Origin of the sequence: Pseudomonas chlororaphis (assembly GCF_001921865.1) — a bacterium.
Taxonomy (GTDB): Bacteria; Pseudomonadota; Gammaproteobacteria; order Pseudomonadales; family Pseudomonadaceae; genus Aquipseudomonas; species Aquipseudomonas chlororaphis_D.
On sequence record NZ_MSCT01000020.1, the window covers coordinates 349,390 to 363,467 of the forward strand.

The following is a 14,078-nucleotide window of genomic DNA, read 5'->3' on the forward strand; positions in this document are numbered from 1 at the left end:
TGGCGGGGCGCTTCTCCAGCCGTTTGAAAGGCCGCCCTGCCATGACATCCAGCCCCATCAGCGAACTGGTCCTGCTCCAGGCCCATGAACTCGCCGAACGCATCCGCCTGCGCCACGTCTCGTGCCGGGAGGTGATGCGGACCTATCTTGAGCATATCGAGCGCTTCAACCCCAGGGTCAACGCCCTGATCAGCCTGCAACCGGCCGAGCAACTGCTGGCCCAGGCCGACGTCCGCGACGCCGAACTGGCCCGCGGGCACTACCGCGGCTGGATGCACGGCCTGCCCCATGCGATCAAGGACCTGTCCCTGACCCAGGGCATCCGCACCACCCTCGGCTCGCCGCTGTACCAGGACTTCGTGCCCGCCCGCGACGGCATCATGGTGGAGCGGATCAAGGCCGCCGGCGCGATCCTCATCGGCAAGACCAACACCCCGGAATTCGGCCTCGGCTCGCAAAGCTACAACCCGCTGTTCGGCGCCACCGCCTGCGCCTTCGATGCCGGCAAGACCGCCGGCGGCAGCAGCGGTGGCGCCGCCGCGGCCCTGGCCTTGCACCTGGTGCCGGTGGCCGACGGCAGCGACATGATGGGCTCGCTGCGCAATCCGGCGGCGTTCAACAACATCATCGGCCTGCGCCCGTCCCAGGGCCGCGTGCCCTTCGACGACAGCAGCGACCTGTTCTTCGACCAACTGGGCTACGAAGGCCCCATGGGCCGCAGCGTGCGCGACGCCGCGCTGCTGCTGTCGGTGCAAGCCGGCGCCGATGCGCGGGCGCCGTTGTCGATCACCGAATCCGGCACCGCCTTCGCCGCCCCCCTGGAGCGTGACTTCAACGGCACCCGTATCGGCTGGCTGGGGGACTTCAACGGCTACCTGCCCATGGAGCCGGGCGTGCTCGCGTTGTGCGAACGCACCTTTGCCGACTTCGAAAACCTCGGCTGTCGCGTCGAGCCGGCGCAGCCCGACTTCGCCATGCCGCAGTTGTGGAACTGTTGGCGCACCCTGCGCCACTGGATGGTCGCTGGCTCCCTGGGCGCGGCCTACGCCGATCCGCACAAGCGCGCGCTGTTGAAACCGGAAGCCTGCTGGGAAGTGGAAAACGGCCTGAAGCTGTCGGCCGCCGAGGTGTTCGCCGCCTCGGTGTTGCGCAGCGACTGGTACCGGGCCATCTCCCGGTTGTTCGAGGATTTCGACTACCTGCTGCTGCCCAGCGCCCAGGTCTTCCCTTTCGACAAGACCCTGGCCTGGCCCCGGAGCATCGACGGCGTGGCCATGGACACCTATCACCGCTGGATGGAAGTGGTGATCCCCGGCACCCTGTCCGGCTGCCCGGTGGCCAGCGTCCAGGCCGGCTTCAATGAAAACGGCCTGCCCATGGGCGTGCAGATCATCGGCAAGCACCAGGCCGACTTCGCCGTCCTGCAACTGGCCCACGCCTACGAACAGGCCAGCCGCTGGTTCCAGCGCTGCCCTGCGCCGCTGCTACAGGAGGGAATTGGATAAACGGTTGATAGCGTAGATAATTTTTTTATAAAAAGCGCTTGACGCCTTACCGTTCTACGCGAATAATGCGCGCCACTTGGCTACATAGCTCAGTTGGTTAGAGCATAGCATTCATAATGCTGGGGTCCGGGGTTCAAGTCCCTGTGTAGCCACCAAGTACCTCAACAAAGCCCGCCTTGTGCGGGCTTTGTTGTTTCTTCTCTCTCTATGCCTCCCTCGCCCGTGCCGCTAAGCGATCGCGCAGCGGGATCAACGGCTCGCGCTGCCCCGCCCCCTACCAGATCTTGTAGGTGCCAAGCCGGTACAAGTCCTCTATAAAAAACTGCACTTCGTCTATCCCCAAGGAAACCCCAGCCATGCACATGGAAGAGCATACGCTGAACGACATGAGCGACGACCTGAAGCTCATGCTAGGCCGCTTTCGCTACGAACAATTCGTCGAGAAACTCGGGTGGCGGCTGCCGGCCTATCCGGGCCCGGCAGGTTGTGAATGGGATCAATACGACACCGAGCACGCGCGTTACCTGCTGGCGTTCAACGAAAACGGCACCATCGTGGGCTGCGCCCGGCTGATTCCCACCACCCGCCCCAACCTGCTCGAAGGGGTGTTCAGCCATACCTGCGCCGGGGCGCCGCCCAAGCATCCCGCCATCTGGGAAATGACCCGTTTCACTACCCGCGAACCGCAGTTGGCGATGCCCTTGTTCTGGAGAAGCCTCAAGACAGCCAGCCTGGCGGGCGCGGACGCCATCGCCGGGATCGTCAACAGCACCATGGAGCGCTATTACAAAATCAACGGCGTGCGCTACGAGCGACTGGGCCCGGTCACGGTGCACCAGAATGAAAAAATCCTCGCCATCCAACTCTCGGCCCACCGCGAGCACCACCGCAGCGCCGCGCCGTCCGCCCTGATGTCCGGCACATTTTTCAAAGAGACCGCTTGATACACGCCGAGTCGTCCTGGCGGTCGACTCGCCGATGACCAATGCCCTTCAGATGTAGCCCAGCGCGACGGCGTAAGACACGGCCTGCACGCGGTTACTGGCGCCGATTTTGCGCTGGATGTTGCGGTGATGGTAATTCACCGTGTCGGTGCACACTCCCATGATCACGCCGATTTCCTCCGAGGTCTTGCCATCGGCCGTCCAGCGCAGCACATCGCATTCCCTGCCGCTGAACGCCACATCCGTATTGAAGACGCGCACGTCGCTCTCCAGCTCGGAAATTTTTTCGTGGGCCGCGGCGGCAAACGCTTTGGTCACCGGCTTCAACGCCTCGAACTCCTCGAGACTGATGGGCTTGTCCTTGCGCGCCAGGCTCAGCACCCCGACTCTCCCCTGGGTGTTGAACGAGGGTTGGGCCAGACCGTGGCATAAATTCGAATCATTGGCTTCGGACCACAGGTCCGGGCACCCCCGGAACAACTCATTGCTCCACAAAATGGGGGCCGGCGAGATTTTGCTGTGCTTGACCGTAGGATCGATCGCCGCGTAGTTGGCCGCCTGGTAGCGCTGTACCCACTCCTCGGGGTAATTGCTGTACATATAAGTCCTGGGGCGCATGAACGGGGTCGCGCTGCACATGCCGTAGGCAAAAAAATCGAACCGCAACTCGCTCAAGACCCTTAACCCGACAGCCGTAAACTCCTGCATATTCATGGTTCGCGCAAAGATACTGTAAAAATACGCATCCCATCCAAACGGCTGCCCTAGTTCCATTTTGAACACCACTAAAGTTGAAAATAGGCCGTGAGAGTAGACCAACTCTAAACCCTGTCAACACGCAACACGACCAATGCCATAGATTACTTCGCACTAGCACTTTATTTCTTGTGTCTAACTCAAACAAATGGCCATAGGGCATTACAAAACGACGACATTAGTTGGCCATTAGCGCCTGTCAGCCGACGAATGAACCTGCCTCTTCACACTATTGCAACAGTTCATCCAGCCAACCCGCTCACGCCCTAATCACTACAAGATCTGGTAGTTCCACGCCGTAGAAACGCGGGTGTATAAACGACACCCATTCGGCAGCATCGCGAACGGACAATAGTTAAAAACTGTAAATACCCATCCGCCCCTATTAACTAAACATTTACTTTGCTTTCAAAACGCCCATCCAACTAAGGAGGATGCCACCCATGCCTGCTTCGCTTTCCCCTAGCAGCTTCAATGACCATCTTGAACTTCGCCAAAAGAATCGGGCCACCGTCGAACAGTACATGCGTACTAACGGTAAAGATCGCCTGCGTCGTCATGAACTGTTCACACCGGATGGCAGCGGCGGCTCCTGGAACACCGAAACCGGCGAGCCCCTGGCGTTCAAAGGCCACACCAAGCTGGCCGCCCTCGGCGTATGGCTGGAGAAGTGCTTTCCAGACTGGCAATGGCACAACGTCCGGGTCTTCGAAACCGATAACCCCAACCACTTCTGGGTGGAAAGCGACGGGCGCGGCAAGACCCTGGTCCCCGGTTACCCCGAAGGTTACTGCGAAAACCATTACATCCATTCTTTCGAACTGGACAACGGCAAGATCACCCAGAACCGCGAGTTCATGAACCCCTTTCAACAACTTCGCGCCTTGGGCATCCCCGTCCCCAGCATCAAGCGCGAAGGTATCCCCGCCTCATAAGTCCTCTCATTCATTGGAGATTGAACATGCCTAATAGCGCAGCGCGACAACTAACCGCTGATGACACAACCGAACTTCGCCGCAAGAACCGCGCCACGGTCGAGCAATATATGCGGACCAAAGGCCAGGACCGCCTGCGCCGCCATGAACTCTTTACCGAAGATGGCTCAGGCGGTCTGTGGACCACCGACACCGGCGCGCCAATTGTAATCAGCGGCAAAGCCAAGTTGGCCGAACATGCCGTCTGGTCGCTCAAGTGTTTCCCGGATTGGGAGTGGTACAACGTCAAGGTATTTGAAACCGATGACCCCAACCATATCTGGGTCGAGTGCGACGGCCACGGCAAGATCCTCTTTCCCGGTTACCCGGAAGGTTATTACGAGAACCACTTCCTGCACTCCTTCGAGTTGCAAGACGGCAAAGTAAAACGCAACCGCGAGTTCATGAACGTCTTTCAACAACTGCGCGCCCTGGGTATTCCCGTACCGCACATCAAGCGCGAAGGCATTCCTACTTAATCCCTCGAGGGAGTGATCGCATCATGGAAGACTTACTGAAACGGGTTCTGAGTTGTGAAGCGTTCCAGCAGCCTCAATGGAGCGAGCCCTCACAATTGCATGACGCGCAGGCCTACCTCAGGGACAGCGCGTCGTTGGTTCGAGTCGAGGACATCCTGGTGCTGCGCGCCACCCTGGCGCGGGTAGCGGCCGGCGAAGCGATGATCATCCAGTCTGGCGACTGCGCCGAGGACATGGATGAAAGCACGCCCAGCCATGTGGCCCGCAAAGCCGCGGTGCTGGACCTTCTGGCCGGTGCGTTCCGCCTGGTGACCCAACAACCGGTGGTCCGGGTGGGGCGGATTGCCGGGCAGTTCGCCAAGCCCCGCTCCAACAACAACGAACGCATTGGCGACATCGAGCTGCCCGTGTATCGCGGCGACATGGTCAACGGCCGCGAGGCCGTCTGCGACCATCGCCGGCACGATGCGCAACGCCTGATTCGCGGCTACAGCGCGGCGCAGGACATCCTGCAGCACCTGGGCTGGAAAGCCTCGGCAGGCCAGGAGCCCCTCAGCGGTTCGCCGGCCTGGACCAGCCACGAGATGCTGGTACTCGACTACGAACTGCCACAACTGCGCGAGGACCAACAGGGCCGGGTCTTTCTCGGCTCGACCCACTGGCCGTGGATCGGCGAGCGCACCCGTCAACTGACGGGCGCTCACGTGGCGCTGCTCAGCGAAGTGCTCAACCCGGTGGCGTGCAAGGTCGGCCCGGACATCACCCGGGACCAGTTGCTGAGCCTGTGCGAACGGCTGGACCCCAAGCGCGAACCCGGCCGGCTGACCCTGATTGCCCGCATGGGCGCCCACAAGGTCGCCGAGCGCCTGCCGCCGCTGGTTGAAGCGGTGCGCCAGGCTGGGCACAAGATCATCTGGCTGAGCGACCCGATGCACGGCAACACCATCGTCGCGCCTTGCGGCAACAAGACCCGCATGGTGCAGACCATCGCTGAGGAAATCGCCGCCTTCAAGCTCGCCGTGACCTCGGCCGGTGGCGTGGCCGCCGGCCTGCACCTGGAAACCACTCCCGACGAGGTCAGCGAGTGCGCGTCCGATGCCGCCGGCCTGAATCAGGTCGCCAGCCACTACAAAAGCCTGTGCGACCCGCGCCTGAACCCCTGGCAAGCCATTACCGCGGTGATGGCCTGGAAAAACCTGCCCACCTCAACCCTTGCCTCCCTTTGACTGGAGTTTGTCGCCATGACCGGCATTCCATCGATCGTCCCTTACGCCCTGCCCACTTCCCGCGACCTGCCCGTCAACCTCGCGCAATGGAGCATCGACCCCGAGCGCGCCGTGCTGCTGGTGCATGACATGCAGCGCTACTTCCTGCGGCCCTTGCCCGATGCCCTGCGCGAAGCAGTCGTGAGCAATGCCGCGCGTGTTCGCCAGTGGGCTGCCGACCGCGGCATTCCGGTGGCCTACACCGCCCAGCCGGGCAGCATGAGCGAGGAGCAACGCGGGCTGCTCAAGGACTTCTGGGGCCCGGGCATGAAGGCCAGCCCCGCCGACCGCGAAGTGGTCGACGCCCTGGCGCCCATGCCCGACGACTGGCTGCTGACCAAATGGCGCTACAGCGCCTTCTTCAACTCCGACCTGCTGGAGCGCATGCGCGCCAACGGCCGCGATCAGTTGATCCTGTGCGGGGTGTACGCCCATGTCGGGGTACTGATTTCCACCGTGGATGCCTACTCCAACGATATCCAGCCCTTCCTCGTGGCCGACGCTATCGCCGACTTCAGCGAGGAGCACCACCGGATGGCCATCGAATACGCCGCCAGCCGGTGCGCCATGGTCGTCACGACCGACGAGGTGGTGCTATGAACCAAGCCGCCGCCCGCCTCATGGAGCGCATCCTGCAACCGGCTCCCGGTCCCTTCGCCCTGTTGTACCGCCCGGAATCCACCGGCCCCGGCCTATTGGATGTACTGATCGGCGACATGTCGGAACCGCAGGTCCTGGCCGATATCGACTTGCCGGCCACCTCGATCGGCGCGCCGCGCCTGGATGTCCTCGCGCTGATCCCCTACCGGCAGATCGCCGAGCGCGGCTTCGAGGCGGTGGACGACCAGTCGCCGCTGCTGGCGATGAACATCACCGAGCAACACTCCATCAGCATCGAACGCGTGCTGGGGTTGCTGCCCAACGTGCCGATCCAGTTGAACAGCGAACGCTTCGACCTCAGCGACGCGAGCTACGCCGAGATCGTCAGCCAGGTGATCGCCAACGAAATCGGCTCCGGGGAAGGCGCCAACTTCGTCATCAAGCGCACCTTCCTGGCCGAGATCAGCGAGTACGGCACGGACAGCGCGCTGTCGTTTTTCCGCCATCTGCTGGAGCGAGAGAAAGGCGCCTACTGGACGTTCATCATCCACACCGGCAGCCGCACCTTCGTCGGTGCGTCCCCCGAGCGCCACATCAGCGTCAAGGACGGGCTCGCGGTGATGAACCCCATCAGCGGCACGTACCGCTATCCGCCCGCCGGCCCCAACCTGACGGAAGTCATGGACTTCCTGGCGGATCGCAAGGAGGCCGACGAGCTGTACATGGTGGTGGACGAAGAGCTGAAAATGATGGCGCGCATTTGCGAAGACGGCGGCCACGTCCTCGGCCCTTACCTCAAGGAAATGGCGCACCTGGCCCATACCGAGTACTTCATCGAAGGCCGGACCCGTCGCGACGTGCGGGAAATCCTGCGCGAAACCCTGTTCGCACCGACGGTCACCGGCAGCCCGCTGGAAAGCGCCTGCCGGGTCATCCAGCGCTATGAACCGCAAGGCCGCGCCTACTACAGCGGCATGGCCGCGCTGATCGGCAGCGACGGCAAGGGCGGACGTTCCCTGGACTCGGCGATCCTGATTCGCACCGCCGACATCGACGACAGCGGCCAGGTGCGGATCAGCGTGGGCTCGACCATCGTGCGCCATTCCGAACCGCTGGCCGAGGCCGCCGAAAGCCGGGCCAAGGCCGCGGGCCTGATTGCCGCGTTGAAAGACCAGGCGCCCTCGCGCTTCGGCAGCCACCTGCAAGTGCGCGCCGCCCTGGCCAGCCGCAATGCCTACGTCTCGGACTTCTGGTTGATGGACAGCCAGCAGCGCCAGCAGACCCAGGCCGACTTCAGCGGACGCCAAGTGCTGATCGTCGACGCCGAAGACACCTTCACCTCGATGATCGCCAAGCAACTGCGGGCCCTGGGCCTGGTGGTGACGGTGCGCAGTTTCAACGACGAATACAGCTTCGACGGCTACGACCTGGTCATCATGGGCCCCGGCCCCGGCAACCCGAGCGACGTCCAACTGCCGAAGATCGATCACCTGCACGTGGCCATCCGCTCCTTGCTCAGCCAGCAGCGGCCGTTCCTCGCGGTGTGCCTGAGCCATCAGGTGCTGAGCTTGTGCCTGGGCCTGGAACTGCAGCGCAAAGCCATTCCCAACCAGGGCGTGCAAAAACAGATCGACCTGTTCGGCAACGCCGAACGGGTGGGTTTCTACAACACCTTCGCCGCCCAGAGCGCGAGCGACCGCCTGGACATCAACGGCATCGGCACCGTCGAAATCAGCCGCGACAGCGAGACCGGCGAGGTGCATGCCCTGCGCGGACCGTCGTTTGCCTCCATGCAGTTCCATGCCGAGTCGCTGCTGACCCAGGAAGGTCCGCGCATCATCGCCGACCTGCTGCGGCACGCCCTCGTCCACACGCCCGCCGAGAACAACGCTTCGGCCGCCGGGAGATAACCATGCACCAATACGTGATCATCGACGCCTTCGCCGGCGTCCCGCTGGAAGGCAACCCGGTCGCGGTGTTCTTTGACGCCGACGACCTGCCCGCCACGCAAATGCAACGCATCGCCCGGGAAATGAACTTGTCGGAAACCACCTTCGTGCTCAAGCCACGCAACAGCGGCGACGCACTGATCCGGATCTTCACCCCGGTCAACGAACTGCCCTTCGCCGGGCACCCGTTGCTGGGCACGGCCATCGCCCTGGGGGCGCACACCGACAACCACCGGCTGTATCTGGAAACCCAGATGGGCACCATCGCCTTTGAACTGGAGCGCCAGAACGGCAGCGTCATCGCCGCCAGCATGGACCAACCGATACCGACCTGGACGGCCCTGGGGCGCGACGTCGAACTGCTCAAGGCCCTGGGCATCAGCGACTCGACCTTTCCCATCGAGATCTATCACAACGGCCCGCGCCATGTGTTCGTCGGCCTGCCAAGCATCGCCGCGTTGTCGGCCCTGCACCCCGACCACCGTGCCCTGTCCAGCTTCCACGACATGGCCATCAACTGTTTTGCCGGCGCGGGACGGCGCTGGCGCAGCCGGATGTTCTCGCCGGCCTACGGGGTGGTCGAGGACGCGGCCACAGGCTCGGCTGCCGGGCCCCTGGCGATTCATCTGGCGCGGCACGGCCAGATCGAGTTCGGCCAGCAGATCGAGATTCTTCAAGGCGTGGAAATCGGTCGCCCTTCGCTGATGTTCGCCAGGGCCGAGGGCCGGGCCGAGCAACTGACGCGGGTCGAAGTCTCGGGCCATGGCGCCACGTTCGGCAGGGGGACCATCGTGCTATGAACAGTTCAGTGCAAGGCCAGCCGCTGCTGGGCAAAGGCATGTCGGAATCCCTCACTGGCACCCTGGAGGCGCCGTTCCCCGAGTACCAGGCGCCGCCCGCCAACCCCATGGACGTGCTGCACAACTGGCTGGAGCGCGCACGCCGCGTGGGCATCCGCGAACCCAGGGCGCTGGCGCTGGCCACGGTCGACGATCAGGGCCGGCCTTCGACGCGCATCGTGGTGATCAGCGAGTTCAGCGACCGCGGGGTGTTGTTCAGCACCCATGCCGGCAGCCAGAAAGGCCGCGAACTGGCGCACAACCCCTGGGCCTCGGGGGTGCTGTATTGGCGCGAAAGCAGTCAGCAGATCGTCCTCAACGGTCAGGCCGTGCGCTTGCCGGATGCCAAGGCCGAGGAGGCGTGGCTGAAGCGTCCTTACGCCACGCACCCGATGTCATCGGTGTCTCGCCAGAGCGAAGAGCTCGAGGATATCCAGGCCATGCGCGCCGCCGCCAGGGAACTGGCCGAGGTGCAGGGCCCGCTGCCGCGTCCCGAGGGTTACTGCGTGTTCGAGTTGCGCCTTGAATCGCTGGAGTTCTGGGGTAACGGCCAGGAGCGTCTGCATGAACGCCTGCGCTACGACCGCAGCGATAGCGGCTGGCGGGTGCGGCGCTTGCAGCCCTGAAAAAGTTTCCGACCTGGCGCGATTCAACGATTAATTACAGGAGTTACTCAATGTGCGGTCTCACAGGATGGGTCGACTATACGCGCAGGCTCGAGGGGGAAATCCCCGCGATTGCCGCCATGACCGATACGCTGGCCCTTCGCGGGCCCGATGCCCAGGGCATATGGAAACATCGCCACGCCCTTCTGGGGCATCGGCGGCTGGCGGTCATCGACCTGAGCGGCGGTGCCCAGCCGATGGTCTATCGCTTTTCGGACGGCCAGGAAGTCTCGCTGGTCTACACCGGGGAGGTCTACAACCACGACGCATTGCGCGACCAGCTGCGGCAAGCGGGGCATGAGTTCCAGACGCGCAGCGATACCGAGGTCGTGCTGCATGCCTACCTGGAGTGGGGCGAGCGCTGCTGCGAGCACCTGACCGGCATGTTCGCCTTCGCCCTGTTCGACGGGCGCGATGGCCACCTGCTGCTGGTCCGCGATCGCCTTGGGATCAAGCCGCTGTTCTACGCCCGGCATCGTGAAGGGCTGCTCTTCGGCTCGGAGATCAAGGCCATCCTGGCGCACCCGGAGTTCACCACGGGGCTGGATGTGACGGGCCTGGTCGACGTGCTCACGCTGTCGAAGGGCACCGCCCAGACGCCGTTCCGGAACCTGATGGAGCTGCTCCCCGGCCACTTCCTGTCCTGGCGCCCCAACGGGGCGATGAAGATCCAGGCCTACTGGAAAGTACGCCGCCAGGAACACCCGCACGACCTGCAGACGACCGTGCAACAGACCCGCGAGCGGGTCACTCACGCCCTGGGTTCGCAGTTGCATGCCGACGTTCCCGTGTGCTCGCTGCTGTCCGGCGGGCTCGACTCCACCACCCTCACCGCGATCGCGCAGCGCATCGTCAAGGCCGAGACCGGCGGGGATATCAACTCTTTTTCGGTGGACTTCACCGGCCAGTCCGAGCAGTTCAAGAGCGACGACCTGCGTCCCGACCAGGACCAGCCCTTTGCCCTGCTGGCCGCGCAGTTCATCGGCAGCCGGCACCAGACTGTGCTCATCGACAACGAGGAACTGATCTCCGATCTGGCGCGCGAAGAGGTGTTCCGCGCCAGGGAACAGCCGTTCACCTTCGGTGACATGGACACCTCGTTGAACCTGCTGTTCAGGGAAATTCGCAAGCACTCCACGGTGGCCATTTCGGGGGAAGGCGCCGATGAGGTCTTCGGTGGCTACGGCTGGTTCCGTGACCCTCAGGTCGTGGCCAGCGCAAGTTTTCCCTGGTCGTCGCGGGTGAAGTTGGCGCCCGGTTTCATCAATGCCGACTTCAACCGCCAATGCGATCTCGCCCAGTACCAACAGGCGAGCTACGACGATGCGCTGCGACAAGTCGAACACCTGCCGCACGACAGCCCGAACGAGCGCCGGATGCGCGAGCTGTGCCACCTGCACCTGAAGCGCTGGATGGTGATGCTGCTCGATCGCAAGGACCGCCTGAGCATGTGCAACAGCCTCGAGGTACGGGTGCCGTTCACCGATCACGAATTGGTCGAGTACGTCTATAACGTGCCCTGGTCGATCAAGAGCAAGGATGGCGAAGAGAAGTGGCTGCTCAAGCAGGCCTGCGCCGACTTTGTCCCGGAGGCGGTGCTCAAGCGCCGGAAGAGCCCCTATCCGACCTCGGCCGACCTGGGCTACGAACGCTTCCTTCGCCAGAGCGCGCGCCAGCTTCTGCAGGACACGGCGAACCCGGTGTTCGGCATCGTCTCCCACGCCCATGTGGCCGAGGAACTGCGCCGGCCCGAGGGCAGCTTCAACACGCAGATAAGCCGACACAACCTGGAAACGGCGCTGGCGCTGGATGCCTGGCTGCGCTTGCACGGGATCTCGGTCTGATCCGGGACTGAGGCAGCCACAGCAGGTCTGCCATGCCGCTGACGCTGGCAGACCTGCAACGGCATACCCGTTTGCACCACCGGACGACACCGCCAAATGTAGGGGCAAGGGCATGGAGCCGCCCCACGGCCCAATGCCGTTACCCGATGCAACCCCATAGCGAAGCGCCACAAACATAGCCCTCTTCAGCTCGTCTTCTTGGCGGCTGGCCAGTCACCCCGCGACCGAACAGGTCCCCCTACCTCGCTCACTGCTGTACATTCCTCCCCACGAACGACACATCATTTACCCAGTGAACGGAGTTCAACGCGTGTTCTCGACTCTCCATCCGCGTCATCGCCGGCTTGCCAGTTTCTCGCTGATAGCCGTCGCCCTCAGCCTCGCCGCCTGCAACGCTTCCGCCCCTTCCCAGACCGCCCTGCCCCCGCCGCCCGAAGCCGCTTCGGGTTACCGCACCGACCTGCAAGTGCAGCACGCCGACAAGCATATGGCGGCCGCGGCCAACCCGTTGGCCGCCGAAGCCGGGCGCGAAATGTTGCGCAAAGGCGGTTCGGCCATCGATGCGGCGATTGCCATGCAGGCCGTGTTGACCCTGGTGGAGCCGCAGTCTTCCGGCATCGGTGGCGGCGCGATGATCGTGCTGTGGGACGGCAAGGCCGTGCGCACCTATGACGGGCGTGAAACCGCGCCGGCCGCAGCGACCGAGAAACTGTTCCTGCAACCGGACGGCAAACCGATGCCCTTCCCCCAGGCGCAGATCGGTGGGCGCTCGGTGGGCACGCCGGGGGTGCTGCGCGCCCTGGAGATGGCCCATAAACAACACGGACGCCTGCCGTGGGCCCAGTTGTTCGAGCCGGCGATTCGCCTGGCCGAACAAGGCTTTGCGATTTCGCCGCGCCTGCACGGCATGATCGTCGCCGACCCGTACATGGCCAAGTCGCCGGACATGGCCGCGTATTTTCTGAATGCCGACGGTACGCCGAAAGCGGTCGGCACCCTGCTGAAGAATCCACCGCTGGCCGCCGTGCTGCGACGCATCGCCAAGGAAGGTCCGGACGCGCTGTACAAAGGCCCGGTCGCCGTCGAGATCGTGGCCAAGGTCCAGGGCCACGCCAACCCGGGCAGCCTGTCGCTCAACGACCTGCAAGGCTACCGCGCCAAGGAGCGCGAGCCACTGTGCACCGACTACAAGCGCTGGCAGGTCTGCGGTATGCCGCCACCGTCGTCGGGCGGTATCGCCGTGGCGCAGATCCTCGGCACCTTGCAGGCGCTGGAAGCCCGCGACCCGCGTTATGCGCTGCCACCCTTGAAACCGGCAAAAACCAATCTGCCCGCCGGCCTGGAGCCTGCCCCTGAAGCCGTACACCTGATCGCCGAAGCCGAACGCCTGGCCTACGCCGACCGTGCTTTGTACGTGGCGGACTCGGACTTCACCCCGGTGCCGACTGCCGGCCTGGTGGCGCCCAAATACCTGGCTCAGCGCGCCGCGCTGATCGGCGAACGCAGCATGGGCAAAGCCGAGCCGGGCAAACCACAAGGCATCCAGGTGGCCTACGCCCCGGACCGCTCGCCGATGCGCATCTCCACCTCGCAAGTGGTGGCGGTGGATGACCTGGGCGGCGCCGTGTCGATGACCACCACGGTGGAGGCAGCCTTCGGTTCGCACCTGATGGTCCAGGGCTTCATGCTCAACAACCAGATGACCGATTTCTCCTTCACTCCCGAAGAGAACGGCCAGCCGGTGGCCAACCGCGTGCAGCCGGGCAAGCGTCCGCGTTCGTCCATGGCGCCGACCCTGATCTTCGACCGAGCCAGCGGCGAATTGCTGGCCAGCGTCGGCTCGCCCGGCGGCTCGCAGATCATCGAGTACGTGGCCAAGTCGGTGATCGGCATGCTCGACTGGAACCTCGACCCGCAGGCCGCCATCAGCCTGCCGAACTTCGGCAGCCGCAACGGCCCCACCGAACTGGAGCAAGGCCAGTTCACCCCGGGCTTGAAAGCGGCGTTGCAAGCCAAGGGGCATGAGGTGACCGATATCGACATGACCAGCGGCACCCAGGCCATCGTCCGGGTGCGCAATGCCCAGGGCAAAACCTCGTGGGCCGGCGGCGCCGACCCGCGGCGTGAAGGGGCGGCGCTGGGGGATTGAGGCCAACGCAACACAGCAAAAAGGGCTTGCCGCGCGGCAGGCCCTTTTTTCTGGAAACACCGCCAAACCCTGTAGCCGCTGCCGAAGGCTGCGTAAAGGGCCGCAGGAC

Annotated in this window: 12 protein-coding genes and 1 tRNA gene; 12 read left to right on the forward strand and 1 reads right to left on the reverse strand. The window is 63.9% G+C overall.

Annotated features, from left to right (window positions below; translation table 11 throughout):
• Nucleotides 1-41 precede the first annotated feature (41 nt).
• From BTN82_RS24645 to BTN82_RS24655, 3 genes are all read left to right on the forward strand, one after another.
• Nucleotides 42-1,505, forward strand: a complete 1,464-nt coding sequence (locus BTN82_RS24645) for an amidase (RefSeq protein WP_075121680.1) — start codon at nt 42-44, stop codon at nt 1,503-1,505.
• 78 nt (nt 1,506-1,583) lie between these two features.
• Nucleotides 1,584-1,660: transfer RNA gene (locus BTN82_RS24650), tRNA-Met, on the forward strand.
• 201 nt (nt 1,661-1,861) lie between these two features.
• A complete protein-coding gene (locus tag BTN82_RS24655; RefSeq protein WP_075121681.1) occupies nt 1,862-2,449 on the forward strand; it encodes an acyl-homoserine-lactone synthase in 588 nt (195 codons plus the stop codon).
• Nucleotides 2,450-2,497: 48 nt separating this feature from the next.
• On the opposite strand, the gene BTN82_RS24660 is transcribed toward BTN82_RS24655, so the two are convergent.
• On the reverse strand, nt 2,498-3,163 hold the full coding sequence (locus tag BTN82_RS24660; protein ID WP_186828441.1) for an autoinducer binding domain-containing protein: 666 nt from the start codon (nt 3,161-3,163) through the stop codon (nt 2,498-2,500).
• A 485-nt stretch (nt 3,164-3,648) separates the two neighbouring features.
• Here BTN82_RS24660 and BTN82_RS24665 point away from each other — a divergent pair, with 485 nt between their 5' ends.
• The 9 genes from BTN82_RS24665 to BTN82_RS24705 all read left to right on the forward strand — a co-directional run bounded on the left by BTN82_RS24665 (nt 3,649) and on the right by BTN82_RS24705 (nt 13,969).
• Complete coding sequence (locus tag BTN82_RS24665; protein ID WP_075121683.1) at nt 3,649-4,140, forward strand: PhzA/PhzB family protein; 492 nt, start codon at nt 3,649-3,651, stop codon at nt 4,138-4,140.
• A gap of 26 nt (nt 4,141-4,166) precedes the next feature.
• Nucleotides 4,167-4,658, forward strand: a complete 492-nt coding sequence (locus BTN82_RS24670; RefSeq protein ID WP_075121684.1) for a PhzA/PhzB family protein — start codon at nt 4,167-4,169, stop codon at nt 4,656-4,658.
• 23 nt (nt 4,659-4,681) lie between these two features.
• A complete protein-coding gene (locus tag BTN82_RS24675) occupies nt 4,682-5,884 on the forward strand; it encodes a 3-deoxy-7-phosphoheptulonate synthase (RefSeq protein ID WP_075121685.1) in 1,203 nt (400 codons plus the stop codon).
• Nucleotides 5,885-5,899: 15 nt separating this feature from the next.
• Nucleotides 5,900-6,523: an isochorismatase family protein gene (locus tag BTN82_RS24680; RefSeq protein ID WP_075121686.1), complete on the forward strand. Its 624-nt coding sequence runs from the start codon at nt 5,900-5,902 to the stop codon at nt 6,521-6,523.
• 20 nt (nt 6,524-6,543) lie between these two features.
• The gene (locus BTN82_RS24685) at nt 6,544-8,433 is read left to right on the forward strand and encodes an anthranilate synthase family protein (RefSeq protein WP_410002843.1); all 1,890 of its coding nucleotides are present in this window, start codon (nt 6,544-6,546) and stop codon (nt 8,431-8,433) included.
• Between the two features lie 2 nt (nt 8,434-8,435).
• The gene (locus tag BTN82_RS24690; RefSeq protein ID WP_075121688.1) at nt 8,436-9,272 is read left to right on the forward strand and encodes a PhzF family phenazine biosynthesis protein; all 837 of its coding nucleotides are present in this window, start codon (nt 8,436-8,438) and stop codon (nt 9,270-9,272) included.
• Nucleotides 9,269-9,937 carry a phenazine biosynthesis FMN-dependent oxidase PhzG gene (gene phzG / locus BTN82_RS24695; protein ID WP_075121689.1) on the forward strand — a complete coding sequence of 223 codons (669 nt, stop codon included), beginning with the start codon at nt 9,269-9,271 and terminating at the stop codon, nt 9,935-9,937. Before BTN82_RS24690 ends, phzG begins: the two co-directional genes overlap by 4 nt.
• A gap of 50 nt (nt 9,938-9,987) precedes the next feature.
• On the forward strand, nt 9,988-11,820 hold the full coding sequence (gene asnB / locus BTN82_RS24700; RefSeq protein ID WP_075121690.1) for an asparagine synthase (glutamine-hydrolyzing): 1,833 nt from the start codon (nt 9,988-9,990) through the stop codon (nt 11,818-11,820).
• 310 nt (nt 11,821-12,130) lie between these two features.
• Complete coding sequence (locus BTN82_RS24705) at nt 12,131-13,969, forward strand: gamma-glutamyltransferase family protein (protein ID WP_075121691.1); 1,839 nt, start codon at nt 12,131-12,133, stop codon at nt 13,967-13,969.
• Nucleotides 13,970-14,078: the final 109 nt, after the last annotated feature.